Raw genomic sequence first — 26,279 nt, 5'->3', positions numbered from 1 at the left:
CGTTTTGTACCATGCTTTTCCCTGAATCATTGTGCAATCCCTGACGTTCTTTCGCGTTGCTACATGCAACCGGAAGGACGAAGGGGAGATAAAGGAGAAAAGAATGTATAAAAAAAGAGCGTTGTTAAGCCTGCTGTTGTTATCTGCCAGCGTATCTGTACTTGCGGCAAATATGGAAAGCAAAAATGTTCAGTTTCCCAAGTGTGAAGGGCTGAATGCTGATGGTATTGCGGCGAGCGTGAAACGTGATTATCAGCAAAATCGCATCGCGCGCTGGGCTGACGATCAAAAGCGTGTTGGGCAAGCCGATCCTGTTGCCTGGGTTAATACCCCCGATATTACGGGCAAAGATGGCAAGTGGTCGGTCCCGCTGACGGTCCGTGGGAAAAGCGCGGATATTCACTATCAGGTAAAAGTAGACTGCAAAGCCGGAACGGCGGAGTATCAACCGCAGTAACGAGCGTATTTGCACATCTTTTGATGAGCTGAACACTTCCTGACATCCCCTCGGGTACGCTTTGACGATTATTCGTCTGTACTTGAGGGGCAAAATGGCTAACTGGCTGAACCAACTACAATCTCTTCTTGGGCAAAAAGGATCCTCCGCATCATCTTCCGGCGAGCAAGGGCTGAGTAAACTTCTGGTCCCTGGCGCGTTAGGCGGTCTGGCGGGATTACTGGTTGCCAACAAATCCTCACGTAAGTTACTGAGTAAATATGGCACCAGCGCGCTTCTGGTGGGTGGCGGTGCAGTTGCCGGAACCGTGCTGTGGAACAAATACAAAGATAAAGTTCGCGCCGCGCATCAGGATGAGCCGCAGTTCGGCGTACAAAGCTCGCCGCTGGATGAGCGAACTGAACGCCTGATCCTGGCGCTGGTTTTTGCGGCTAAAAGCGATGGTCATATTGATGCTAAAGAGCGTACCGCCATTGAACAGCAGCTTCGTGAGGCGGGTGTTGAAGAACAAGGCCGCGTTCTGATTGAGCGGGCGATTGAACAACCGCTGGATCCTCAGCGCCTGGCGCAAGGGATCCGCAACGAAGAAGAGGCGCTGGAAATATACTTCCTGAGCTGTGCGGCGATTGATATCGACCACTTTATGGAGCGCAGCTATCTGAATGCGCTGGGTGACGCGTTGAAGATCCCACAGGATGTTCGTGACGGCATTGAACAGGATCTCAAGGCGCAAAAACAGGCTTTACCGGGTTAATTACTTATCGCTAAGGTGCATGTTTCGCTTGCATCATCGCTGTCTTTTGCCACCCTTATAGGATGTTTAAGCAAAAGAACAATGACATGCTACCAAAAGCTTCTCGTATTCCCCACGCCATGACGCAGCATGGCGATACACGTGTTGATAATTATTACTGGCTGCGAGACGACACCCGCTCGCAGCCGGACGTGCTCGAATACCTGCAACAGGAAAATGCGTATGGCCATCAGGTTATGGCTTCGCAGCAGGCTTTGCAGGAGCGTGTTCTGAAAGAAATTATCGACCGTATTCCCCCACAGGATGCATCCGCTCCCTATGTGAAAAATGGTTATCGTTACCGCCATATTTATGAACCGGGATGTGAATATGCCATTTATCAGCGCCAGTCGGTTCTCAGCGAAGAGTGGGATGAATGGAATATTCTGCTGGACGGCAACCAGCGCGCAGCCCACAGTGAATTTTATACGCTGGGAGGGCTGGCGATATCACCCGATAATAGCATTATGGCGCTGGCCGAAGATTACCTCTCTCGTCGGCAATATGGCGTTCGCTTTCGCAACCTGGAAAGCGGCAACTGGTATCCGGAAGTACTGGATAACGTTGAAGCGGATCTGGTCTGGGCGAATGATTCCCAGACCTTCTATTACGTTCGCAAACACGCCACGACGTTACTGCCGTACCAGGTCTGGCGGCATACCGTTGGATCTCCCTCGTCACTGGACGAATTGGTGTACGAAGAAACCGATGACATGTTTTATGTCAGTCTGCATAAAACCACCTCGTTACATTATGTGGTGATCCATATCGCCAGCGCGACGACCAGTGAGGTTCTGCTGTTGGATGCAGAACTGGCCGACGCCGAACCTTTGCTTTTTTTAGCGCGGCGTAAAGACCATGAGTACAGCCTCGATCACTATCAGCACAAGTTTTATCTGCGTTCTAATCGTGAAGGTAAAAACTTTGGTCTGTACCGCACGCGCGTACGCAATGAACAAGCGTGGGAGGTGCTGATCCCGCCGCGCGAGAACGTCATGCTGGAGGGGTTTACCCTGTTTACCGACTGGCTGGTGGTGGAAGAACGCCAGCAGGGTTTAACCAGTCTGCGTCAGATCAATCGCAAAACGCGCGAAGTGATCGGTATCGCCTTTGACGATCCGGCGTATGTGACCTGGCTTGCCTATAACCCGGAACCGGAGACATCGCGCCTGCGCTATGGCTATTCCTCCATGACCACGCCGGACACGTTGTTTGAACTCGATATGGACACCGGGGAGCGTCGCGTGCTTAAGCAGACGGAGGTCCCCGGATTTGATGCGGCGAATTACCGCAGCGAACATGTCTGGATCACCGTCCGCGATGGTACCGAGGTTCCGGTCTCGCTGGTTTATCATCAAAAGTATTTCCTGAAAGGGAAAAACCCACTACTGGTTTACGGCTATGGCTCGTATGGTGCCAGCATGGATGCTGATTTCAGTAGCAGCCGTTTAAGCTTATTGGATCGCGGCTTTGTTTACGCCATTGCCCATGTGCGTGGCGGCGGCGAGTTGGGTCAGCAATGGTACGAAGACGGTAAGTTTCTGCACAAAAAAAATACCTTCAATGATTACCTCGATGTCTGCGATGCGCTGCTAAGAATGGGTTATGGTGCGCCATCGTTATGCTACGGCATGGGGGGAAGCGCCGGAGGAATGTTAATGGGCGTCGCCATTAATGAACGCCCGGACTTGTTCCATGGCGTGATTGCCCAGGTGCCGTTTGTCGATGTGGTGACCACGATGCTGGATGAGTCAATTCCCCTGACCACCGGTGAATTTGAGGAATGGGGTAATCCGCAGGATCCGCAGTACTATGCGTATATGAAAAGCTACAGCCCCTATGACAACGTCACCGCGCAGGATTATCCACATCTGCTGGTCACGACAGGATTACACGACTCCCAGGTGCAATACTGGGAACCGGCAAAGTGGGTGGCAAAATTGCGTGAGTTAAAAACGGATGATCGCTTGCTGTTACTGTGCACGGATATGGATTCCGGGCACGGCGGTAAGTCCGGACGTTTTAAATCTTACGAAGGCGTGGCCCTTGAGTACGCATTTTTGATTGGGCTGGCACAGGGAACGCTGCCTGAGCAAGCTTCAGATCAGGCGTTATCCAGATAGTGCTTCAGCGTTAATCGCAGCTCCGGGCTCATACTGTCGAGATTATTAAATAACCAACGCAGATAGCCCGGATCGCGTTCAGCCACCTCTGATACCGGTTTTCCACGGTACTTACCAAATGTGAAGGTCGTGAGTAACGCGGGGCGACCGGTAATGTCGACCATCTGCTCTGCGGTCCAGCCTGAAGTTTGCATGATGTCGATCAGCAAAGCCGCAGTGATGTAGCAGTCGTACAGAGCACGGTGATGATGCAGGCCTGCGGGCGTCTGAACGCTCAGCTTACGTGATTTATACAGCGCCATATTGCTGTATTTGATTCCCGGCCACAATCGACGGGAGAGCTTCATGGTGCAGATCCACTCACCGGGCATCTCTGGCAATACGCGGCGGTCGAAGCTTGCGTTGTGCGCCACGTACCACTCGCTACCGTAATAGTGCGGAATGATATCTTCAATCCATGGCTTATCGGCCACCATTGCTTCAGTAATGCGATGAATAGCCATCGCCTGGGGACTAATAGGGCGGTCAGGACGCACCAGATGGCTCATTGGGTTAACTATCTTTCCATCAACCACATCGACAGAAGCAATCTCAACAATGCCTCCCTGCAGACCACAGGTTTCTGTATCTATTATGCGCAACATGCCATGCTCCCGACCAAAACGACTAGCGTAATGGAATGATATCACCTTGCCAACCCCGTGGCGTGCGTTGACCGGTTAAGAGCAAAGAACCGCTGTCGGCGCGGACAATCAATTGGCCTCGCTCGTCCCATAACGCACTACTCCCGCGCGCATTGGCCATTAATACTGCGATGGCGAATTTATGCGAGAAACGTTGTAGACGAGATGTGGAGGAGAGCAATTCAGGTTCGCTGACGGACTGGCTACTGGTAAACAGCGAAAAATTCGGGTCGATATCGATACCTTCTGGCTGACTATCCACAACGCTGATGGTATTGCGCTGTCTGGCAATACAGGCCCCGTGGCTCTGATGAAACGTTAATGGTGAGGTCATCCAGGGAGAGAAAAGCGCAATGCCTTTCACAAAACGATTGTTATGCTCTACCGGCAATCCCGCGATAATGGTCATGCGGTAAGTCGCTGCGGCATGCGCCAGCGGTTCCAGCAACGCTTCATCAGGTGGCGCTGGGAGGGAGTCATTCTCATCAACGCAGCCCAACAAGGAGAGGGCGGGGAAGACCAGCAATTCACATTGGCATTGTGCGGCTGCCTGAATGAATTGCAGGTGATGGGCAACGTTTTCGGTCACTGACGTGTGAAGGGGTTCGTATTGTGCTGCTGCGATTTTCCAGTGTGACATAATGATTTCCTTTTCATAGTGTCTACAACCATCTTTAAAGTATAGATTAAGAATATACTTATACTGTAGCAGGCATCATGTAAGGAATCGTAACGTAATATAAGTTTTATTTAACTTTCGGCTCGTACGGTAAACGTGAAAGGGAGACGGATGCCAGGCGATGTGCGATGAGTCTTTCACGAAACCAGTCGCGTAAATGTTCGGGCTGTTCACGTTCAACCACTTCGGCAACGATCGGCATATTGTAGCGTTCTTTAAATGCGACACCCGCCGCGGCCAGATCAACATTGACCTTATCCATTTCAGCTTGCTCAAGTTTGGCCAGATTGATGTTCATAGGCTGCTCCTTTTCTCTGTCTTCCGGCGCGCAAAGTTACTAAGAGTGCGCATTAATGGCAAGACAGAATTGATGATTCTCGACTCGATCATTGTAGAAGGTTATTCTCTATAGATTAGACATAACAAAAAGGAATAGTTGAAATGGCTTCATCTGCATCTTCGCTACGTAATACTATCATCGTACTCGCCAGCCTCCTCGCAACACCCGCTGCATTGGCGCATGCCCACCTGACAAAACAAAGCCCGGCGGCGAATGCGGAAGTCACCGCTTCTCCCCAGGCGCTGACGCTGAATTTTTCTGAGGGTGTCGAACCCGCTTTCAGTGGCGCAACGCTGACAGGTCCACAAAAGGAATCAATCAAGACGGGTAAAGCGACTCGCAGCGATCAGGACAAAACGCAACTGATTATTCCGCTCGATCAAACGCTGGAGGCCGGAAAATATACGGTGGACTGGCACGTTGTATCCGTGGATGGTCACAAGACAAAGGGACAATATACCTTTAGCGTGAAATAACCGATGCTGGCATTTACCTGGGCTGCCCTGCGATTTATTCATTTTACCGCGTTGATGCTGGTGTTTGGTTGTGCGCTTTACGGCGCATGGCTGGCTCCCGTTTCAGTTCGCCGTTTAATGATGCGTCGTTTTTTACGTCTGCAACGCCATGCCGCGACGTGGAGTTTTATCAGCGCGACGCTAATGCTGGCGATCCAGGGGGGCTTAATGGGCTCTGGCTGGCAGGATGTCGTCTCGACAGACGTTTGGGGCGCCGTTCTGCAGACGCAATTTGGCGGCGTCTGGTTATGGCAGATTATCCTCGCAATGGTCACGCTGGTAGTGACCATTGTTGTGCCGCACAGCATGTCGCGACTGCTGTTAATGCTGACGATTGCCCAATTTATTTTGCTGGCAGGTGTTGGACATGCAACGCTGCATACTGGCGTCCCTGGGGCCATCCAACAGGTTAACCATGCCTTGCATCTGATATGTGCCGCAGCCTGGTTTGGTGGCTTGCTGCCCGTACTTTACTGTATGAGAATGGCGCAGGGCCGCTGGCGGGAACAAGCGATCTCTACCATGATGCGTTTCTCCCGCTATGGGCATCTTTTCGTTGCCGGGGTTTTACTTACCGGGATTATGAATGCCCTGTTTATTGTCGGTGTTTCCGGCTCCTGGCATATGGCTTATGGGCAACTCCTTTTGTTAAAAGGTGCCCTTGTTATGCTAATGGTGGCGATTGCCCTGGCGAATCGGTATGTTCTGGTACCACGCATGCAGGATAATGACTGTATGACGCTCTATTTCATTTGGATGACAAAACTGGAATGGGGAATAGGGGCCGTTGTGCTGGCGATTGTCAGCCTGTTTGCAACCCTCGAACCTTTTTGATTGATGGACTGGCAAAACGCATGAAAAAAATCATTCTCTCTTTACTACTACTGGCAAGTTCAGGGGCCGCGCTGGCAGCGCCACAGGTCATCACCGTCAGCCGTTTTGAGGTTGGCAAAGATAAGTGGGCGTTTAATCGGGAAGAGGTGATGCTGACCTGCCGTGCAGGTAACGCGCTGTATGTCATCAATCCCAGCACGCTGGTGCAATATCCATTGAATGATGTTGCCAGAAAACAGGTTGAGAGCGGCAAAACAACGGCGAAGCCGATTGAGATTATCCAGATTGATGACCCGACGAAACCTGGCGAAAAAATGAGCCTGGCACCGTTTGTGGAGCGCGCAGAAAAGCTCTGTTAATTGTCAGATGTAGCGTTCTGATTTCCAATAAAAAAACCGCAGGATCTCACAGAAGAACTTGCGGTTTTTGCATTTGGTCGTGTGACGAACTGCCTTTTTTTCCGGCCACTTTAGCCGCGGACTGGAAAACCTGGCGCTGTCATCTATTCTTAAATGGCAGGGTAACTTAGCCTGCATTAATGCCAACTTTTAGCGCACGGCTCTCTCCCAAGAGCCATTTCCCTGGACCGAATACAGGAATCGTATTCGGTCTCTTTTTATGTGGTGAATGCCATGCCATCCAGGGCCAAACACTGCGTATCACAGGCTGCATTCTGCGTAAACCATACCATACTCCGCCCCTTGATCGTCCAGGATTTTTTGCAGCCATTGCTAAAATTATAACCAGGTCTCAATGTGCTCAGGAGGTTGCATGGCACAGCCTGACAATATCTACCAACGAATCGAAGGTTCACACTGGCGTCACGTCTGGGTCGTGGGGGATCTCCACGGTTGCTTCTCTTTATTAATGGTGAGATTGCGGCAGTGCCGGTTTGATCCCCGGCAAGATCTGCTGGTTTCGGTGGGTGATGTTATTGACCGTGGGCCTGACAGTCTGCGTTGCCTGCGCCTGCTGCGCAAAAGCTGGATTGTGGCAGTCAGGGGCAATCATGAGCAGATGGCGTTGGATGCACTGGCGACGGGGGAGCGACTTTTGTGGTTTATGAACGGCGGCGCGTGGTTTGCTCACGCGGATCAGTCTGCGGCAAGATTAGCACTGAAAGCGTGTCGAAAGTTACCCTGGATTCTGGAACTACGCTGCCGGAGTGGCATACACGTTGTTGCTCATGCAGATTACCCGGATGATGATTACCAGTGGCAAAAAGAGGTCGATTTACAGCGGGTGCTGTGGGATCGTACGCGGTTGATGAACAAAGGTAACGGCATACGCGGCGCGGATCACTTTTGGTTTGGTCATACGCCACTGCGGCATCGGTTGGATCGTGACAATCTGCACTATATTGATACCGGTGCGGTATTTGGCGGCGAATTAACGCTGGTGCAATTGCAATAATCAGAAATCGCTGTATTCCTGGGCTGGACGCCAGAAGCTGTCGATGTAATCGTCCGCAGGCAAACATCCGCCGTTACGAATGCGCTGATCGTCCATCGATACAAGGCATTGCTGCTCAGTTTTGTAGACATCAACCACGATATCTTCACAACCGCCGTCAAGGTAGCACACAAAAAGAACCAGCGTGAACATTTCATCCTCAAAGGGTAAAGCCATACCTGTAGTGTAGAAGATGTTGATAGATGAGGGAAATTAACCAGGAAATAACCCGTCTGGCGACGGGTTCTTTTTGAATCAGGCAAGGCGCATGATCCAGGCATCTGACTTACGATCGTAGTGCTCGCGGAACAGAACAGAGTGTTCTCCATTCAGAAGGGCCGGGACGCTGGTGTCGGCATCCCAGGCGTCCAGTTGCATACATAAATCCGGATCGGATTTACATGGAATGGTTAACGTTCGGTCCCCCGGCGATTCGCCATGCAACTCGGCGTCGTCGATCTCAAAAGCGCCAATGCGCACACTGGTTTTCATCATCGTGCTCTCCGTTTATCTGCTGATTGTGGTACGACCAGTTAGGCCGTCCATTTTTCAGCGTAGTCAACGTTAGCAAAAGCGCCAGTCAAAACGTGCGTTATCCTGTAAAGAGTTTGCCATCCCGGACAAGATCGCGTGGATAGCTATTCTTCAATCGCGATCCAATACGTTTTGCCAGACCAATCGGCTGATGCTGGAACGTAACCAACACATCGTCAGTTGCGGGTGAAGTTTGCGGGTAAACATCTCTGCCGCGATACCACTCTTCCGCTTCGGCAAGGGTAAGTTCGAACGCATGGCTGTGGCTCGGATCGGCGAGGGCGATGACGGCTTCATGCTGCCAACGATACCCTTTGTTATGCGTCTCAGCCAGTTTAACCCCGAGACGGGAAAAACGAACTTTGCCAATCAGGGGTTCAATCTTTGTTGGAAACAGCCAGATCTCTTTGTCTCGCTGCCACAGGCGCAAATTGTCTGCCCATTGTAATCCGCAGGCGTTAGCGGTCTGGGCGACGAGCGCAGATTCACGTCCTTTCAGCGGGCTGAACGGGAAGTTACCCACTTTATATTTCGGTGAGGGTAGCGCAGGAATGGCGGCCGTTTTGCGCAAACGCGCGACGAAGAAACCTTCACAATCGTAGATCTGCGGGAACACATGCAGGAATCCTTCCGGCGTCAGGGCGCGTTCAGCCTCCGGGAATAAATCGCCCAGCGGTAAAAATTCAACGGCATCCGGGTAGGTTTCAATCAACCACTGCATAATGGCTTCGTTTTCGTCACGGTTTAGCGTACAGGTTGAATAAACCAATGTGCCGCCGGGACGCAGAGCGTGAAATGCGCTGTCGAGGAGCTCACGCTGGGTTGCGGCAATTTCCAGATTACTTTCTATGGACCAGTTTTTCAGCGCATCGGGATCTTTACGTACCACACCTTCGCCGGAACATGGAGCATCCAGCAATATGGCATCGAATGTTTCTGGTAATGCCGCGCCAAATACCCGCCCGTCAAAATGGGTCAGGGCGACATTGTTGATACCGCAACGGCTGATATTGGCATGCAGGACTTTGACGCGACTGGCGGAAAACTCATTCGCCAGAATCACGCCCTGATTATTCATTTTGGCGGCAATTTGCGTGGTTTTGGAGCCGGGAGCTGCCGCGACATCCATTACGCGTTCCGGCGTATTGCCATCGGCAAACAGCGCGGCGACTGGCAACATTGAGCTGGCTTCCTGAATATAAAACAGGCCGCTTAAATGTTCTGCGGTGCTGCCGAGCGGCAGTGACGTTTCATCATCGCGTTCAATCCAGAAGCCTTCAGCACACCATGGAACAGGGGTGAGCGACCAGTTATATGGCGCTGTCAGAGTGAGGAAATCGGCAACAGAGATTTTCAGCGTATTGACGCGGATGCTACGGCGCAGCGGACGCTGGCAGGCAGCGAGAAAATCATCGAATGAGAGCGTGGAAGGCATTGCTTCACGCATTTGTGTCAGAAAGGCGTCGGGAAAATAAGCCACTTGGTACCACCGGCAAAAAAACAGGTGCGCAGTGTAGCATAAGTGCTCCGGCGCGAGTACGCCGGAGCAAAGGGAGAGGTTATCGTGGCAGGGCGGTTCCCCATTCACGCCACTCTTTCGGTTCGCTTTCCTGCAACAGGAAGTGTTTACCAGCCTGTGCTTTCGGTGCCAGTGGCGTACCCGGCGGGGTTGCAAAGGCGATCCCACCGCGAATGAACTGATTAAAGGTACCGGTCTTCACGACGCCGCCGGTCAGGCCGAAGTCGAGACTGTAGCCGGAGGCCAGCCAGAATACAGAGTTGTTACGCACCAGATGCTGATAGCGCTGGCTGATGCGCATAGCGATCATCACGCGATCGGAAAGGGAGCCGAGCGTCAACCCGGTGACGGTCCCGACTTCAATACCTCTGAACAGAACTGGCGTACCGATGTTTAATGAACCCGCTTCCGGTGCTTCCACCACAATACTCAGACCATCGAGGTAACGAGAGTCGGTGATAGTGGCTTCCTGCAGCTCAAAATCACGGCGCGGGTTACCGCGGCCAGGTTCAACGTTGATATACGGCTGTAAGATGGTATCTAAATGCTCCACGCCCGCGGCTGAGATTTGTGGGGTAATCACGGAGAAGCGTGTGCCGCTACGCGCAAAGGTCTGTACGTACTCCGGATACAGTACCGCTTTGGCCTGAACTTCATTACGGGAAGTGATCAGCTCTAGCGTCTGGATCTGGCCAATATCGATTCCCAGGTAGCGAATCGGCATACCGGCCGCCAGTTTACCGGCATCGAAGGCGTGCAGGGTTATCTGGCCGCCCACTGCACGCGCAGCGGTTTCTGACGCATACAGAATCCGCTTGTCGCCTTTGCGTTGGCTGGCGCTGGCGCCGCTCAGGTTATCGAAGCTAATTGCGCCTTTAAGCGCTCGCGACAGGGGAGAAGCCTGAACGGTTAAACCGCTGCCGTTGAGCTGGACCTTGGCGCCGCCCTCGGCCCAGAACACGCTGTTGCTGGTCAGCAGGTTGCGATATTCCGGTTTGATATGCAGATCGATATCAAACGCATCGGCACGTGGACGAACGCTGATCACTTCACCGACTTCGAATTTACGATATAGGACCACTGAACCGGCCTGCACATCGGGCAACGTTTCGGCACTCAGGCTGACCGTGGTGGTTGGCAGATCGCTCAGGCTGTTCTCAATCGCCTTTTCCAGGTTGGCATACAGCGGGTAGCTTTTTTTCATTTCACCCTTCGTACCGGGCAAAATACGAATGCCGCCGCTGATCCACTCACTGGCGCTGGCGCCAAGAAACTCTACGCCATCAAGCCCAACTTTGACATCCACCCGACTGTTGACCACGAACTTACTGTCGCCTTGTACCAGCGCGCGATGCTGCGGTTCGATGGCGACGGTAAACGAAACGCCTTTGCTGGAGAGCGTGCACTCAATCACCTGACCGACCTGAACGCCGTGAAGAATCAGCGGTTGGCCGGCATCAATACCGTAACTTTCCGGCGCGGTCAGCGTCAGCGTCATGACGCCCGGATCGTGTAACAAGGATTGCTCTGCAGGAATCACTGCAAACTGGTTACGCGGTTCGCCCTCGCCAGGTATCAGTTCGAATGTTTTGCCCGTCAGAAGCGAACTGAGATTCGCATCGCTTAACGATAATTTAGGACTGTGTAATTCAATACGCGTGTTGTCACGCAATAGCGTTACGACGCTGGGATCGACCGTCATTTCGCCGGTGACTTTACCGCCCGGATTTAAATCCAGTTTGGTCAGTTGACCGACTTCCAGTCCTTGATACATCAGCGAGGTTGAGCCAGCCTTAAGTCCGTCGCCGCTGGGTAAATCGAGCTTAACGATCACGCCGCGCTGGCTGTGCGCGAGATCCTGATACAAACCAAACGTATCGTCGGCAACGGCGGGTTGCGAATCTTCCGGTGAATCAAAAGCAATGGCGCCATTAACCAGGGCTGCCAGACTCTCCAGCTTCACTTTGGCGCCGCTGAGGCTGACATCCGCGTCTACTCCTGATACATTCCAGAAACGACTGCCTTTTTTCACCAGATTGGTAAAGCGGCGTTCAATCAGCACGTCGATGGTTACGCCCTGATTATTTGGATTAATGGTGTAGTCATAGACCCGACCTACAGGGATTTTGCGGAAATAAACCAGCGAGCCGCTGTTAAGCGATCCGAGATCGGGGGCCCGCAGGTGCAGCATCAAATCGCCGTTGTTCAGGCGGTATTTGGGCTGTGTATCAAGCGCGACGAAATGATCCTCTGGCTCGCCGGTACCGGGCATCATGCCGATATAGTTGCCGCCAACTAACGCATCCAGGCCGGAAACCCCCGCCAGTGACGCTTTCGGCGTGACCAGCCAGAACTGAGTATCTTTGCGCAGTGCATCTTTCATATTTGATTTGATGCTGACGCGGACTTCAATTTTACGCAGGTCTTTGCTGAGGTTGATGTCCTGCACCGTGCCCACTTCGACGCCCTGATAGCGAACAGGGGTACGGCCAGGCACAATGCCGTCCGCCGACATAAAGTCAATGGTTACGGTATTCCCGCGATCTTCATAGCTTCCCCAGATAAGCCATCCTGCAATCATCAATGCGATGAACGGCAGCAGCCAGAACGGGGAGATACGACGTTTTGTTTTAATCTGCGCTTCAGTCTGCGAAGCGGGCGTTTCCTGACTCATGTGCATCCCAAAGTAAGCGGCTGTCCAGCCATTCCACTGCAAGAATAGTCAATATTACCGCTGCGCCGAAATAAAACGCAGCCGGTCCCATAGTAAAAGCAAGTATCTGATCGCGATTAATTAGCGACATAGTTAAAGCGATAACAAAAAGATCCAGCATTGACCAGCGACCAATCCAGGTCACTATGCGCAGCAGTTTGATGCGGGTACGCAATCCTTGCTCACAGTTAAAATGAATGCTGATGAGCAACGTAAACATCACAATCACTTTGGTGAATGGCACCAGAATACTGGCAATAAACACGATCGCCGCCACGCCGATATTACTGTTTGCCAAAGACAGTATGCCTGACATGATCGTGTCTTCCTGTCGGGAACCATTGACATAAATGATCGAGATAGGCAGGAGGTTAGCAGGCAGCAGCAGGACAATCGAGGCCAGCAGAGCAGCCCAACATTTTTGAATACTTTGATTTCTGCGCCAGCGCAACGGTATATGGCAACGAGGGCAGCGACCGCGGGCGTCCGGATACCCTGTAAAGTGGCAACCAAGGCAAACGCGAAGCTTTTCATCGGGCCGACGAGCAGGCCTTTGCGGGTAAAAACGGTCCCAAAGCTGTTCTACGTTGAGGTGCGATAACGTCAAAATACTGAGGATCACCAGCGCAATAAAAGCAAACAGTCCCACCCCAGGCTGCAAATAAGCATAGTCCTGAACTTTAATCGACGCGACGCCGATACCCACAAGATAGATATCAAGCATCACCCACTCTTTGAGCCTTTCCAGCATCAGTAGCACCGGGCGTAGGTTCATCCCGAGAATATTGCCAAACCACAGATAAGCGATTGAGGTAACGAGAATAATCGGCGCGCCCGCAACGCAAAATAGCACGAAGGATGCGGTGAGAGGGTCACCCTGGCGGGTCATTTGCCAGATACCCTGCATCACATTGGCGTCAATGCGTACACCGAGCAAAAAGATGTGTAAGAGCGGTTCTCCCCAGGCGAAGGGCATCAGCAGCATCATGGTGACAGCCATTGCTGCCAGGCGCGTTAAGGACCAGTCGCGCCCGTCACGGATTTTCGCCTGACAGCGTGGACAGAATGCACTTTGGTGCGAGCGCATTTTAGGCAAGCTAAAAATCAGGTCGCATTCAGGACAACGATGATAATGTGCACGCGGGAGTGCCTCACCGATGGATCTGATGGCGATTTTTTTAGTGGGCGTGATGCGTGATGTCGTAAGGGCCATGTACCGCGTATCAAAATGTTGAAGTAATGTTATCTTAACTCATGACGGGAATGATCTTGAGCATTAACGCATTTAATGTTTATTTTAGTAGGCTGCAGTTTTAAGTAAGACAACTAAGTGATTACATAATGAACAAATCAGAGCTATACACGGATCTGAACCGTGATTTTCAGGCATTAATGGCAGGTGAAACCAGTTTTCTGGCAACGCTGGCAAATACCAGCGCATTGTTGTACGAGCGTCTTGCACAAGTAAACTGGGCCGGTTTTTACCTGCTTGAGGGCGAGACTCTGGTACTTGGTCCTTTCCAGGGCAAAATTGCCTGTGTGCGGATCCCGGTAGGACGTGGCGTATGTGGTACCGCGGTGGCGCGCAATCAGGTGCAGCGCATCGAAGACGTGCACGCGTTTGACGGGCACATCGCATGCGATGCCGCCAGCAATGCGGAAATCGTTCTGCCAATCACCGTTGAAAATCAAATAATCGGCGTGCTGGATATCGATAGCACCGCGTTTGGTCGCTTCACTGAAGAGGACGAACAGGGGCTGCGTACGCTTGTGGCACAGCTTGAAACCGTGCTTGCAACGACGGATTACAAAAAATTCTTTGCGAGCGTCGCAGGATAATCAACGGATAACGTAGCAATTACTGATGACGTCATTATAATGTCGCCTGTTCATGCCTGCGCTTGTTGGCTACGTCCGTTGTAATCAGGAAATTTCATGGAAAATCAACCTAAGTTGAATAGCAGTAAAGAAGTCATCGCGTTTCTGGCCGAACGCTTCCCGCAGTGTTTTAGTGCTGAAGGCGAAGCGCGCCCACTGAAAATTGGCATTTTTCAGGATTTGGTAGAGCGTGTTGAGGGTGAAATGAACCTCAGCAAGACACAGCTCCGTTCTGCCTTACGTCTCTATACTTCCAGCTGGCGCTATCTGTATGGCGTAAAATTGGGCGCAACGCGTGTTGATCTCGACGGCAACCCATGTGGTGAGTTGGATGAGCAACATGTTGAACATGCTCGCAAACAGCTGGAAGAAGCTAAAGCTCGCGTTCAGGCGCAACGTGCAGAGCAACAGGCGAAAAAACGCGAAGCGGCCGCTGCTGCCGGCGAAAAAGAAGACGCACCGCGTCGCGAGCGTAAGCCGCGTCCTGCTCCGCGTCGTAAAGAAGGGGCTGAACGTAAACCTCGCGCTGAAAAACCAGCAGCCAAAGCACCGCGTGCTCCTCGCGAAGAACAGCATACCCCGGTATCTGATATTTCAGTGCTGACGGTAGGGCAGTCTTTGAAGGTGAAAGCAGGTAATAATGCGATGGATGCCACCGTATTAGAAATCACCAAAGATGGCGTCCGTGTACAGCTGAATTCGGGTATGTCTTTGATTGTACGCGCAGAACACCTGGTGTTCTGAAACGGAGGCCAGGCCTGGCATGAACACTTTTTTTAGGCTTACTGCGTTAGCTGGTCTGCTTGCATTAGCAGGCCAGGCACTTGCTGTAGAAGACATCACGCGTGCCGATCAAATCCCCGTTTTGAAGGAAGAAACCCAGCATGCGACGGTGAGTGAACGTGTAACATCACGTTTTACACGTTCACACTATCGCCAGTTCGATCTGGATCAGGCGTTTTCGGCAAAAATTTTTGACCGCTATCTGAATCTGCTCGACTACAGCCATAACGTGCTGTTGGCGAGCGATATCGAACAGTATGCAAAAAAGAAAACTGTCCTCGGTGATGAACTGCGTACCGGTAAACTGGATGTCTTTTACGATCTCTATAATCTGGCGCAAAAACGTCGATTTGAGCGTTATCAGTACGCATTAAGCGTACTGGCTCGTCCAATGGATTTCACCGGTACCGACACCTTTAACCTCGACCGGAGCAAAGCTCCGTGGCCGAAGAGCGAAGCAGAGCTTAATGCGCTGTGGGACGGCAAAGTTAAATTTGACGAACTCAGCCTGAAGCTGACCGGTAAAACCGATGCGGAAATTCGCGAAACGCTGACCCGTCGCTATAAATTTGCCATTCGCCGTTTGGCGCAGACCAACAGTGAAGATGTGTTCTCACTGGCGATGACGGCTTTTGCTCGTGAAATAGACCCGCATACTAACTATCTTTCTCCGCGCAACACTGAACAGTTTAATACTGAAATGAGCTTGTCTCTGGAAGGTATTGGCGCAGTTCTGCAAATGGATGATGACTACACCGTCATTAACTCCATGGTGGCGGGCGGCCCGGCAGCCAAGAGCAAAGCGATAAGCGTTGGCGACCGTATTGTCGGCGTGGGCCAGACCGGAAAAGGCATGGTCGATGTGATTGGCTGGCGTCTGGATGACGTTGTAGCGCTGATCAAAGGACCTAAAGGCAGCAAAGTTCGCCTCGAAATCCTGCCTGCTGGTAAAGGTACCAAGACGCGCATTGTCACGCTAACGCGTGAACGCATTCGTCTCGAAGACCGCGCCGTTAAAATGTCCGTGAAAACCGTTGGCAAAGAGAAGGTCGGCGTACTGGATATTCCTGGCTTCTATGTTGGCCTGACGGATGACGTCAAAGTTCAGCTGCAGAAACTGGAAAAACAGAATGTCAGCAGCGTGATTATCGATCTGCGTACCAACGGCGGTGGCGCGCTAACCGAAGCCGTTTCACTTTCCGGTCTGTTCATTCCTTCTGGCCCGGTGGTTCAGGTTCGTGACAATAACGGTAAAGTGCGTGAAGACAGCGATACCGACGGCGTTGTGTATTACAAAGGTCCGCTGGTGGTGCTAGTTGATCGCTTCAGTGCCTCGGCATCGGAAATTTTTGCCGCGGCAATGCAGGATTATGGCCGTGCGCTGATCGTCGGTGAACCGACCTTCGGGAAAGGCACCGTACAGCAGTATCGTTCTCTGAACCGTATTTACGATCAGATGCTGCGTCCGGAATGGCCAGCACTGGGTTCTGTTCAGTACACGATCCAGAAATTCTACCGTGTAAATGGTGGCAGTACGCAGCGTAAGGGCGTTACGCCGGATATCATCATGCCGACAGGTAATGAAGAAACTGAAACCGGTGAGAAGTTTGAAGATAACGCGTTGCCGTGGGATAGCATTGATGCTGCGACCTACACTAAATCAGATAACCTGACGCCGTTTGGACCTGAATTGCTAAAAGAGCACAATGCACGTATTGCGAACGATCCTGAGTTCCAGTACATCATGAAAGACATTGCGCGATTCAATGCGATGAAGGATAAGCGCAGCATCGCTTCTCTGAATTACGCTCAGCGTGAGAAAGAGAATAACGAAGATGATGCACTGCGTCTGGCGCGCATCAACGACCGGTTTAAGCGTGAAGGCAAACCGTTGCTGAAGAAACTGGACGATCTGCCCAAAGATTACCAGGAGCCGGATCCGTATCTGGATGAAACGGTAAAAATCGCGCTCGACCTGGCGCATCTTGAAAAAGACAAGCCAGCGGAACAGCCCGCAACCAGTCAATAACCTCCAACAGGCACAAGAAATTGTGCCTGTTTTTTTAACAAGCGCATGAAGACGTCAGTCTGATACGATAAAATGTAAAGTTGTGTCTTTCTGGTGACTTAGCACCTATGGATGCTTGAAAATAGCCATAAGACCCATACGATATGGGTAATCGCATAGTGCGTTTTGTTAAATTGAGGTTAAAAGAAAATTATGATGCGAATCGCGCTCTTCCTGCTGACGAACCTGGCTGTGATGGTCGTTTTCGGGCTGGTATTGAGCCTGACAGGGATTCAGTCAAGCAGCGTTCAAGGCTTGTTGATCATGGCACTGCTGTTTGGTTTTGGTGGTTCCTTCATTTCGCTGCTGATGTCCAAATGGATGGCGTTAAAGTCCGTTGGCGGGGAAGTGATCGAACAGCCCCGTAATGAAAGAGAACGCTGGCTGATGAATACGGTAGCGAATCAGGCCCGCCAGGCCGGTATCGCTATGCCGCAGGTTGCAATCTACCATGCGCCAGATATTAACGCGTTTGCTACCGGTGCGCGCCGGGATGCTTCGCTGGTGGCTGTGAGTACTGGCCTGTTGCAAAACATGAGTCCGGACGAAGCCGAAGCGGTTATCGCGCACGAGATCAGCCACATTGCCAATGGCGATATGGTGACCATGACCCTCATTCAGGGGGTGGTGAACACCTTCGTTATCTTTATCTCCCGTATTCTGGCGCAAATTGCCGCCGGATTTATGGGCGGTAACCGCGATGAGGGCGAGGGCAGCAACGGTAACCCATTAATTTACTTTGCGGTGGCGACGGTGCTGGAACTGGTGTTTGGTATTCTGGCCAGCATTATTACCATGTGGTTCTCACGCCACCGTGAATTCCATGCGGATGCCGGTTCTGCCAAACTGGTCGGCCGTGAGAAGATGATCGCCGCGCTGCAGCGTCTGAAAACCAGCTATGAGCCGCAGGAAGCGACCAGCATGATGGCGTTCTGCATCAACGGTAAATCCAAATCATTGAGTGAGCTGTTTATGACTCACCCGCCGTTGGATAAGCGTATTGAAGCGCTGCGCAGTGGGGAATACCTGAAGTAACCTGCGGAAGTCCAGAAGAAGCGCGTCGCCAGACGCGCTTTTTTTATGCCTGAACGCGCGGCTGCGTGATACGTAAGCCGCTCACTATGGCGGCAGCCGTTGCCAGTACACCCGCGGTTATCAGCGACATATGTGTTCCGCTGTCACCAAACTGATTGAGCATTAACGCCACCAGCGCCGCGCCGGTACTTTGTCCTAACAAGCGCGCGGTCCCCAGCATCCCGCTTGCTCCGCCGCTGCGTTCACGTGGTGCAGAGGTGATGATGGTGTGGTTATTCGGTGACTGGAATAGACCAAAACCCGCGCCGCACAATATCATCGGCCAGATAATATTAAAATCGGAGGGCGCAGAGGGGAGTAGCACCAGGGCAAATAATCCGCTTGCCATCACGCCCATACCCAGTGCACCCAGCAATCCCGCGTGGACGCGTTCGATAAGATATCCGGCCAGCGGCGCCATCACCATGGTTGCCAGCGGCCATGGGGTCAGTAGTAGTCCTGTTTCGACTTCGCTACGACCGAGCACGGTTTGTAGAAAGAAGGGCAGAGAAACCATCGCCAGCATTTGTGCGCTAAATGAACAGATTGACGTGCAAATCGAGAGTGAAAACAGCGGAATACGCAGCAGGTCAACCGGTAATAACGGTACCGGCAACGCCAGCTGGCGGCGGATAAAGAAAAAACCGACCACGATAAGCGCCACAAGCTCGGCACCAATCAGTTTTAGCGACTGTCCTTGCGCGAACCCACTGAGGGCAGTAATTAACAAGCCAAACGTTAAGGCATTCATTACCGCACTGGGCAGGTCAAAGCGTGGTTTATTGCTGCGGGATGAATTTGGTGGCAGAAAGCGCATGGCCAGCAGCAGGGCAATAATCCCCAGCGGGACGTTAATCAGAAACAGCCATTTCCAGGACGAGATAGAGAGGATCGCCGCGGCAATGGTGGGTCCTGCCGCTGAGGAGACTGCCACGATGAAGGAGTTGATTCCCATCCCCCGGCCAAGCTGACGCTGGGGATAAATAAGTCTAATTAAAGCTGTATTCACACTCATCAGCGCCGCACCGCCAAACCCCTGAGCCACACGGGCCAGAGTTAGCATTTGTAGCGAGTCTGATAAAGCACAGAACAGCGAGGCAAGCAGGAATACGACGAGACCACACTTATAAATGCGTCGATAGCCAAACATATCACCCAAAAAGGAGAGTGACAGCAGTGAAACGACAATGGCGATTTGATAGGCGTTAACGATCCAGATTGAGCTGGCGGGTGAAGCCTGAAGGTCGGTAGCAATCGTCGGAAGCGCCACGTTAGCTATTGCGCCGTCGAGTACTGCCATAGAGATGCCAATAACAATGGTTAAAATTGCACCATATCGCTGGGGCAATGGCAGACCATCGGTCTGAGTTTTTTCCATAGGAAGTCAATATTGTCGGAATTTATGATGAGAATAATAATTTTAGCATTGATATTCAGGCGTTAGGTCGCAGATTTGTAACTAAGTAAGCAAAGAGCGATTGCGAGGGGGGATACGTGAAATTATAATAAAAACCGGTTCTGATTTTTATAAAACACTCGAAAGGGGTGATAAATGGCAATCGCAGATCTGGATAAGCAACCCGATTCTGTATCTTCCGTGCTGAAAGTTTTTGGCATTCTGCAGGCGCTGGGTGAAGAGCGCGAAATTGGTATTACCGAGCTGTCGCAACGCGTCATGATGTCAAAAAGCACCGTTTATCGCTTTTTGCAGACCATGAAAACGCTGGGTTATGTGGCACAAGAAGGAGAGTCAGAGAAATACTCTCTGACCCTGAAATTATTCGAGCTGGGTGCGCGCGCGTTACAAAACGTTGATCTGATCCGTAGTGCTGACATCCAGATGCGTGAACTTTCACGTTTGACCAAAGAGACCGTACACCTTGGTGCGCTGGATGAAGACAGTATCGTCTACATTCATAAAATCGACTCTATGTACAATCTGCGTATGTATTCCCGCGTCGGTCGTCGTAACCCATTGTACAGCACGGCTATTGGTAAAGTTCTTCTGGCATGGCGTGACCGCGAAGAAGTGAAGGAAATTCTTGGCGGCATCGAGTATAAACGCAGCACCGACCGTACTATCACGAATACTGATGAATTGCTGGTACTGTTAGATAAAGTGCGTGAACAGGGGTACGGTGAAGATAACGAAGAGCAGGAAGAAGGCCTGCGCTGCATCGGTGTTCCGGTGTTTGACCGTTTTGGCGTGGTGATCGCGGGCTTGAGTATTTCATTCCCGACGCTGCGCTTTTCGGAAGAACGTTTACACGAATATGTGGCGATGCTGCATACGGCAGCGCGTAAGATTTCTGAACAAATGGGCTATAACGACTATCCGTTCTAATCAGAAAAATTGCCTAAGTGCAAAACCCCAGGTATTGCGTACCTGGGGTTTTTTAATGAATAAAATTAGCGCTATTTTGCGTAAATAGCATAGAGAATGTACTACCGCTATCTTAACCGTTATCGATAACGACAGTACTTTTGCGTAATACAGGGCAATCTGAAAGGCCAATAAGGCCGCTGTTTGTGTGGACATATTGTGCGGTGCTGGTCCCGCGAGCGGTCAGATATTGGCATTGCAGACCCAGACCGGCCGCATTCTCTTTACTCCCAATCAAAACTCCATAGCCGCTCAGTAATAAACCGATCCAAACCAGAGCTAACAACACAATAGCGCGGATTATCAGACGCATTACAACCTCTTATCTTTTCTCGTTATTAGTAGATTAGCCTGTACATGGGCTGAAACAAGTCAATCATTCCTAAAAAGATGGAATGCCGTTACAGTTAACGCTGGGTTTAGGTAACGCATGATAATTTATAGACATAAGATGTAGAGTCGAAGAGTGGAGCTGGAGTGAAAAAAATACGCTGGGTGGTACTGATTGTTGTCGTGCTGGTATGCATATTGATGTGGGCGCAGGTGTTTAACATCATGTGCGATCAGGACGTACAATTTTTCAGCGGTATTTGTGCCATCAATAAATTTATTCCCTGGTAAGCGCATTTTTACAACAGTTGATTACCTTCTTGTGCGGCAGTGGTAAACTACGCTGTCTACATTGAGGTGGTGAAATGAACGAAGTTTTGAATTTTGGCGCGTTGAGTTTTGCGTCTTTAGCGGTATCGGTGGTGGTTTTGGTTGTTGGGCTAGTGTTGTGGTTTTTCATTAATCGGGCAAGTTCGCGTACTAACGAGCAGATAGAACTGCTTGAAGCATTGTTAGACCAGCAAAAAAGACAGAACGCATTACTCCGTCGCCTTTGTGAAGCTAACGAACCAGAAAAAGCGGCAGAACCTGCAGCGGTCACCGCGAAGGATGACGATGATGATATCATCCGCCTGGTAGCTGAGCGCTAAAAACAGTATGTCAGGATGAAGCTCTGCTGATGCTGTGCGCAGATACTTCATCCTGTCGTCAACATGTCAGATCATTTTCTTCTGCTCTGCCCGCGTAATTAGCGTTCCGGAGTCGCCTGTAATCTGAGTATTTTCAGATACTCTAACCAATTAATATCTTATGTCCGGTCTGTTATAAATATATTTTCCCATACGTTAAAAATATGATTATGTCATTTTTGTGATAACGATCGTCTTATTAACAGCGAAACGTTTCTCTTACTTTTTTTGTGCATTGTCATCATTCTTTCATTATTTTGGTGCAAAAACAGAAGGCGGATCTCATTTTTACGCTTGTGACATTTTATGCATTACTAAGCATAAAAAATGATATCCGCCAGACCCTGTGACAGATAACCTGGAACAACCGAAGCTATTGAGCTATGGTAGAAATGTCCCTGTGACGGTGCAAGCCTGACGGGGCAAGGGGAGAGAGGTGACAATATAACTCTGCTCGGTCTGGCGCATAACTGTGCAGTCGTTGTTTGATGAAAGACAGGATTTGTGCGACCGATCGAGACACGTTTAAAAATGGCTTGCCATTATTTACGTTGTATGTGATAACACGTTTTGGGTTAAACGAGGTACAGTTCTGTTTATGTGTGGCATTTTCAGTAAAGAAGTCCTGAGTAAACACGTTGACGTTGAATACCGCTTCTCTGCCGAACCTTATATTAGTGCCTCAAGCAGTAATGTCTCAGTTTTATCTATGTTATGCCCGCGGGCGAAGAAAATACTCTAAGGAATTTTGCAAATGGCAAAGATTAAAGGTCAAGTTAAGTGGTTCAACGAGTCTAAAGGTTTTGGCTTCATTACTCCGGCTGATGGCAGCAAAGACGTGTTCGTACACTTCTCCGCTATCCAGGGTAACGGCTTCAAAACTCTGGCTGAAGGCCAGAACGTTGAGTTCGAAATTCAGGACGGCCAGAAAGGTCCGGCTGCTGTTAACGTAACAGCTATCTGATCGACACCACTGATTTGATGCGCTCATGCGCAACCATCTCAGATATAAAGCCTCGCTTATGCGGGGCTTTTTAATTCAAATTACGTCAAAATATTTCTGAAAGCCCATCCATTAGCGCTTTGTTGCAAAGGCGTGATGTTCGTAGCATAGTTTTCCCCGCATTCTCGCAGCATTTCTCGTTAAATCAGACACCTGAAAAACTATCATGCGGGAGTCCAGGTGAAAAAGAAAAACGACATAGATGCGCGCAATTTTACTCCCGTACGTTTTGCCCTGCTTTGTGTGGCGATATTATTAAGTCTGGGATTGCTGCTGGGTCGGGTGGCGTGGCTACAAATTGTCACGCCGACAACTCTGGTAAAACAGGAAGACATGCGTTCGTTACGCGAGGTAACTATAGCCTCGCCACGCGGAATGATTACCGACAGAGAAGGGCGACCGCTGGCAGTAAGTGTCCCGGTGAATGCCGTCTGGGCAGATCCTAAAACCATTATTAGCAAGGGTGGCGTGGGCTACAACGAACGTTGGCAGGCGTTAGCAAAGACTCTGAACATTTCGCTCAGTTCTCTGGCTGAGCGCGTTAACAGTAATCCTGCGGGACGCTTTATTTATCTGGCGCGCCAGATCTCACCTCAGCAGGCTGAGTGGGTCGATAACCTTAATCTTCCGGGGATCAATCTGCGTGAAGAATCCCGTCGCTTTTATCCCGCCGGACATGTTGCGGCTAATCTCATTGGTTTCACTAATATTGATGGTCAGGGTATTGAAGGTCTGGAGAAAAGCTTCAATAGCCAGTTGATGGGCAAACCCGGCTCCCGTCTGGTCCGTAAAGACAAATTTGGTCATGTCATCGAAAATATCACCGAAGTGATGCCGGTGCCTGCACACGAATTACAACTCAGTATTGATGAGCGTTTGCAGACGGTTACCGAAGACGCGCTGGATAATGCCGTGACGTGGAATAAAGCGGAGTCAGGGGCAGCTGTACTGGTCAATATCGCTACTGGCGAAATTCTCTCCATGGCAAGCTTCCCCGATTTTAACCCCAACAATCGTGACGGCGCGGTACTGGATGATTTTCGTAACCGTGCCATTAGCGACACCTTTGAACCCGGCTCAACCGTTAAGCCGCTGGTGATTATGACCGCGCTCCAGCAGGGGATTGTGCAACCGGACAGCGTAATTGATACCCATCCTTTTAATGTCGACGGACATCGTATTCGTGACGTCGGATTTTACCCTGAGCTGTCGCTTACCGGCATTTTGCAGAAATCAAGCGATACGGGTGTATCACACCTGTCGTTAGCTATGCCTGTGCAGAAATTGCTGGATACCTATAAGCGTTTTGGTTTTGGCGATCCAACCGGGTTGGGATTAACTGGTGAAAGCAGTGGTTTAATGCCCCAACGCCGCTACTGGAGCGATTTGGATCGCGCGACCTTCGCATTCGGTTATGGACTCATGGTGACGCCGCTCCAGTTGGCGCATGTCTACGCCACCATCGGTAGCTTTGGCATCTATCGGCCTCTTTCTATAACGCGTATTGATCCGCCGGTAATAGGAACGCGGGTGATGCCGGAGGCACTGGTTCATCAGGTTGAACATATGATGGAAAGCGTTGCGTTACCCGGCGGTGGGGGAACTAAGGCGGCGGTCAGGGATTATCGGGTTGCGGTAAAGACCGGGACGGCGAAAAAAATCGGTGATGATGGTAAATATGTTGATAAATACGTGGCCTATACGGCAGGCGTTGCGCCAGCGAGTGACCCGAAATTCGCGTTAGTCGTGGTTATTAATAATCCACAAAACGGTGCTTACTACGGGGGGGCTGTCTCCGCGCCGGTATTCAGCCAGATTATGGGAGATGTCCTGCGCCTGGAAAATGTTAAGCCAGACGGCATGCCTGCCGACTCCGATCATCTGCTGGTGATGCATGGCGACAGTGGATCCTCGCCAGCGCTGTAAGTTATTTTCCCGGGGCGCAATTCGCGTTACACTTGCGCCCTCAAATCACCTGCCGGAGTTGTCATGTCGTTTTCCTGTCCTCTTTGCCACCAGCCTCTTACTCAAACGAAAAACAGTTTTATTTGCCCTGAGCGGCACCAGTTTGACGTGGCGAAAGAAGGGTATGTCAACTTACTGCCAGTTCAGCATAAGCGGTCGCGTGATCCGGGTGACAGCGCTGAGATGATGCAGGCGCGCCGGGCGTTTCTTGATGCCGGACACTATCAACCACTGCGCGACGCGATTGTGAAGGTGCTCACAGAGAGGCCAGGTTCAGCGAACGCGGCGATTCTGGATATCGGCTGTGGAGAAGGGTATTACACCCATGCCTTTGCCGATACGCTGACTGGCGGCAAAACCGTTGGCCTCGACGTCTCTAAAGTGGCGATTAAGGCCGCAGCCCGCCGTTATCCGCAGGTCACCTTTTGCGTGGCTTCCAGCCATCGTCTGCCGTTTGCCGATGCGTCCATGGATGCCATCATCAGGATCTACGCGCCCTGTAAAGCGCAAGAGCTGGCTCGCGTGGTTAAACCGGGTGGATGGGTAATCACCGCCACACCAGGGCCGCGGCATTTAATGGAGCTGAAAGGGCTGATTTATGATGAGGTGCGTTTGCATGCGCCACATACCGAACAGCTGGAAGGTTTTGTTCTGCAGCAGAGTATTGCGCTGGGCTATCAGATGCAGCTCCAGGGCAGCGAAGCCGTTGCATTACTGCAAATGACACCGTTCGCCTGGCGGGCAAAACCGGAAGTGTGGGAAACGCTGGCAGGAAAGACGAAGTTTGACTGCCAGACAGATTTTAGTATTCATATCTGGCAGCGCCTGAATTAACCGTGGAAGTGTGCCCAGAGGATCTGGGCGCCGATACCAATCAGTACCACCCCGCCCAAAATTTCAGCTCGTTTGCCCAGCATCGGACCAATAAAACGACCGATCATCATGCCGAGCGTGGACATAATTAACGTGGCGCAGCCGATGGCCAGCGCAGTCGCAATGATGTTAACCTGCAGGAATGCCAGACCCACCCCGACGGCCATCGCATCGAGACTGGTGGCAATGGCGGTGGTGACCAGCAGCCAGAATCCATGACGGCGCTGCGGCTCTTCATCTTCATCACCGTTGTCGCGAAAACCTTCGATTATCATTCGCCCACCTAAGAAAATCAGCAGAATGAAAGCGATCCAGTGGTTCCACTCCAGTACAAATTTGCTGGCCAGCATACCCATACCCCAGCCAATCAGCGGGGTCAGGGTTTCAACTGCGCCGAAAATAAGACCGGTGCGCAGCGCTTCAGAAAATTTGGGTTTATGCAGAGTGGCACCCTTGCCAATTGACGCAGCGAAAGCATCCATCGACATGCCAAAAGCGAGAAGTACAGTAGCGGTGAGATTCATAACAGCGTCCTGACCGGGGTATCCATAAAACACATCACTGCCCCCAGTAACCATGCATACAGATTGA

The 26,279-nt window shown here is 51.2% G+C and carries 29 protein-coding genes; 18 read left to right on the top strand and 11 right to left on the bottom strand.

What is annotated here, in order from left to right; all coding sequences use genetic code 11:
• The first annotated feature begins 103 nt into the window (after positions 1-103).
• The 3 genes from yebF to ptrB all read left to right on the top strand — a co-directional run bounded on the left by yebF (position 104) and on the right by ptrB (position 3,373).
• The gene (yebF, locus tag FDW96_RS15885) at positions 104-457 is read left to right on the top strand and encodes a protein YebF (protein WP_042307823.1); all 354 of its coding nucleotides are present in this window, start codon (positions 104-106) and stop codon (positions 455-457) included.
• Between the two features lie 94 nt (positions 458-551).
• On the top strand, positions 552-1,211 hold the full coding sequence (locus tag FDW96_RS15880) for a tellurite resistance TerB family protein (protein WP_061381109.1): 660 nt from the start codon (positions 552-554) through the stop codon (positions 1,209-1,211).
• Between the two features lie 86 nt (positions 1,212-1,297).
• Complete coding sequence (gene ptrB, locus FDW96_RS15875) at positions 1,298-3,373, top strand: oligopeptidase B (protein ID WP_170973566.1); 2,076 nt, start codon at positions 1,298-1,300, stop codon at positions 3,371-3,373.
• Here the strand turns inward: ptrB and exoX are convergent.
• The 3 genes from exoX to FDW96_RS15860 all read right to left on the bottom strand — a co-directional run bounded on the left by exoX (position 3,355) and on the right by FDW96_RS15860 (position 5,033).
• Positions 3,355-4,017 (bottom strand): exodeoxyribonuclease X, encoded by a 663-nt coding sequence (gene exoX / locus FDW96_RS15870; RefSeq protein ID WP_042307829.1) that lies wholly within the window; start codon positions 4,015-4,017, stop codon positions 3,355-3,357. The genes ptrB and exoX overlap by 19 nt on opposite strands.
• Positions 4,018-4,039: 22 nt before the next feature.
• Positions 4,040-4,696 (bottom strand): carbon-nitrogen hydrolase family protein, encoded by a 657-nt coding sequence (locus FDW96_RS15865; RefSeq protein ID WP_042307831.1) that lies wholly within the window; start codon positions 4,694-4,696, stop codon positions 4,040-4,042.
• A gap of 106 nt (positions 4,697-4,802) precedes the next feature.
• Positions 4,803-5,033: a DNA polymerase III subunit theta gene (locus FDW96_RS15860; protein ID WP_038641397.1), complete on the bottom strand. Its 231-nt coding sequence runs from the start codon at positions 5,031-5,033 to the stop codon at positions 4,803-4,805.
• A gap of 143 nt (positions 5,034-5,176) precedes the next feature.
• Here FDW96_RS15860 and yobA point away from each other — a divergent pair, with 143 nt between their 5' ends.
• The 4 genes from yobA (at position 5,177) to pphA (ending at position 7,837) form a co-directional block, all read left to right on the top strand.
• Positions 5,177-5,551, top strand: coding sequence for a CopC domain-containing protein YobA (gene yobA / locus FDW96_RS15855; RefSeq protein WP_137348899.1), 375 nt, complete (start codon positions 5,177-5,179; stop codon positions 5,549-5,551).
• Between the two features lie 3 nt (positions 5,552-5,554).
• The gene (gene copD / locus FDW96_RS15850) at positions 5,555-6,424 is read left to right on the top strand and encodes a copper homeostasis membrane protein CopD (RefSeq protein ID WP_137365937.1); all 870 of its coding nucleotides are present in this window, start codon (positions 5,555-5,557) and stop codon (positions 6,422-6,424) included.
• A 20-nt stretch (positions 6,425-6,444) separates the two neighbouring features.
• Complete coding sequence (locus tag FDW96_RS15845) at positions 6,445-6,783, top strand: YebY family protein (protein ID WP_042307834.1); 339 nt, start codon at positions 6,445-6,447, stop codon at positions 6,781-6,783.
• Between the two features lie 412 nt (positions 6,784-7,195).
• Positions 7,196-7,837 (top strand): protein-serine/threonine phosphatase, encoded by a 642-nt coding sequence (gene pphA, locus FDW96_RS15840; RefSeq protein ID WP_137365936.1) that lies wholly within the window; start codon positions 7,196-7,198, stop codon positions 7,835-7,837.
• Here pphA and FDW96_RS15835 read toward each other — a convergent pair whose 3' ends face one another.
• From FDW96_RS15835 to yebS, 5 genes are all read right to left on the bottom strand, one after another.
• Entirely contained in the window at positions 7,838-8,029 is a 192-nt protein-coding gene (locus FDW96_RS15835; RefSeq protein WP_032939629.1) for a YebW family protein, read from the bottom strand.
• Between the two features lie 102 nt (positions 8,030-8,131).
• On the bottom strand, positions 8,132-8,368 hold the full coding sequence (locus tag FDW96_RS15830; protein ID WP_029139506.1) for a YebV family protein: 237 nt from the start codon (positions 8,366-8,368) through the stop codon (positions 8,132-8,134).
• 100 nt (positions 8,369-8,468) lie between these two features.
• Positions 8,469-9,890 (bottom strand): 16S rRNA (cytosine(1407)-C(5))-methyltransferase RsmF, encoded by a 1,422-nt coding sequence (rsmF, locus tag FDW96_RS15825; RefSeq protein ID WP_137365935.1) that lies wholly within the window; start codon positions 9,888-9,890, stop codon positions 8,469-8,471.
• Positions 9,891-9,969: 79 nt separating this feature from the next.
• The gene (locus tag FDW96_RS15820; protein ID WP_137365934.1) at positions 9,970-12,603 is read right to left on the bottom strand and encodes a PqiB family protein; all 2,634 of its coding nucleotides are present in this window, start codon (positions 12,601-12,603) and stop codon (positions 9,970-9,972) included.
• On the bottom strand, positions 12,572-13,855 hold the full coding sequence (gene yebS, locus FDW96_RS15815) for a membrane integrity lipid transport subunit YebS (RefSeq protein WP_042307837.1): 1,284 nt from the start codon (positions 13,853-13,855) through the stop codon (positions 12,572-12,574). The genes FDW96_RS15820 and yebS overlap by 32 nt, the downstream gene beginning before the upstream one ends.
• Positions 13,856-13,983: 128 nt before the next feature.
• Between yebS and FDW96_RS15810 the strand changes: the two genes are divergently transcribed.
• From FDW96_RS15810 to htpX, 4 genes are all read left to right on the top strand, one after another.
• Positions 13,984-14,481 carry a GAF domain-containing protein gene (locus FDW96_RS15810; RefSeq protein WP_042307838.1) on the top strand — a complete coding sequence of 166 codons (498 nt, stop codon included), beginning with the start codon at positions 13,984-13,986 and terminating at the stop codon, positions 14,479-14,481.
• Positions 14,482-14,577: 96 nt separating this feature from the next.
• The gene (gene proQ, locus FDW96_RS15805) at positions 14,578-15,264 is read left to right on the top strand and encodes an RNA chaperone ProQ (RefSeq protein ID WP_003833781.1); all 687 of its coding nucleotides are present in this window, start codon (positions 14,578-14,580) and stop codon (positions 15,262-15,264) included.
• A gap of 19 nt (positions 15,265-15,283) precedes the next feature.
• Positions 15,284-17,332: a carboxy terminal-processing peptidase gene (gene prc / locus FDW96_RS15800; RefSeq protein WP_079223750.1), complete on the top strand. Its 2,049-nt coding sequence runs from the start codon at positions 15,284-15,286 to the stop codon at positions 17,330-17,332.
• A gap of 192 nt (positions 17,333-17,524) precedes the next feature.
• Positions 17,525-18,406 (top strand): protease HtpX, encoded by an 882-nt coding sequence (gene htpX / locus FDW96_RS15795; protein ID WP_003034964.1) that lies wholly within the window; start codon positions 17,525-17,527, stop codon positions 18,404-18,406.
• Positions 18,407-18,449: 43 nt separating this feature from the next.
• Here the strand turns inward: htpX and FDW96_RS15790 are convergent, their stop codons facing one another.
• Positions 18,450-19,823, bottom strand: coding sequence for an MFS transporter (locus FDW96_RS15790; RefSeq protein ID WP_079223751.1), 1,374 nt, complete (start codon positions 19,821-19,823; stop codon positions 18,450-18,452).
• Positions 19,824-19,997: 174 nt separating this feature from the next.
• Between FDW96_RS15790 and kdgR the strand changes: the two genes are divergently transcribed.
• A complete protein-coding gene (gene kdgR, locus FDW96_RS15785) occupies positions 19,998-20,789 on the top strand; it encodes a DNA-binding transcriptional regulator KdgR (protein WP_137348904.1) in 792 nt (263 codons plus the stop codon).
• Positions 20,790-20,901: 112 nt separating this feature from the next.
• Here kdgR and FDW96_RS15780 read toward each other — a convergent pair whose 3' ends face one another.
• Positions 20,902-21,141, bottom strand: a complete 240-nt coding sequence (locus FDW96_RS15780; RefSeq protein ID WP_061381163.1) for a YobH family protein — start codon at positions 21,139-21,141, stop codon at positions 20,902-20,904.
• 164 nt (positions 21,142-21,305) lie between these two features.
• Between FDW96_RS15780 and mgrB the strand changes: the two genes are divergently transcribed.
• From mgrB to rlmA, 6 genes are all read left to right on the top strand, one after another.
• Entirely contained in the window at positions 21,306-21,449 is a 144-nt protein-coding gene (gene mgrB, locus FDW96_RS15775) for a PhoP/PhoQ regulator MgrB (protein ID WP_003034977.1), read from the top strand.
• Positions 21,450-21,523: 74 nt separating this feature from the next.
• Positions 21,524-21,808, top strand: a complete 285-nt coding sequence (locus FDW96_RS15770) for a YebO family protein (RefSeq protein WP_137365933.1) — start codon at positions 21,524-21,526, stop codon at positions 21,806-21,808.
• 637 nt (positions 21,809-22,445) lie between these two features.
• Positions 22,446-22,589: a DUF2627 domain-containing protein gene (locus tag FDW96_RS15765; RefSeq protein WP_006684179.1), complete on the top strand. Its 144-nt coding sequence runs from the start codon at positions 22,446-22,448 to the stop codon at positions 22,587-22,589.
• 12 nt (positions 22,590-22,601) lie between these two features.
• A complete protein-coding gene (gene cspE, locus FDW96_RS15760; protein WP_001062678.1) occupies positions 22,602-22,811 on the top strand; it encodes a transcription antiterminator/RNA stability regulator CspE in 210 nt (69 codons plus the stop codon).
• 219 nt (positions 22,812-23,030) lie between these two features.
• Positions 23,031-24,776 carry a peptidoglycan glycosyltransferase FtsI gene (gene ftsI / locus FDW96_RS15755; RefSeq protein WP_061381165.1) on the top strand — a complete coding sequence of 582 codons (1,746 nt, stop codon included), beginning with the start codon at positions 23,031-23,033 and terminating at the stop codon, positions 24,774-24,776.
• Positions 24,777-24,839: 63 nt separating this feature from the next.
• On the top strand, positions 24,840-25,649 hold the full coding sequence (rlmA, locus tag FDW96_RS15750; RefSeq protein WP_079223756.1) for a 23S rRNA (guanine(745)-N(1))-methyltransferase: 810 nt from the start codon (positions 24,840-24,842) through the stop codon (positions 25,647-25,649).
• Here rlmA and mntP read toward each other — a convergent pair.
• Entirely contained in the window at positions 25,646-26,212 is a 567-nt protein-coding gene (gene mntP / locus FDW96_RS15745; protein WP_020996621.1) for a manganese efflux pump MntP, read from the bottom strand. The two genes, rlmA and mntP, sit on opposite strands and share 4 nt — an antisense overlap.
• Positions 26,213-26,279 lie beyond the last annotated feature (67 nt).

The sequence above is a fragment of the Citrobacter sp. TBCS-15 genome (genome assembly GCF_005280815.1).
Lineage (GTDB): Bacteria > Pseudomonadota > Gammaproteobacteria > Enterobacterales > Enterobacteriaceae > Citrobacter > Citrobacter werkmanii.
The sequence above is the reverse complement of the archived record's forward strand: the minus strand, read 5'-3'. Positions and strand labels throughout refer to the sequence as shown.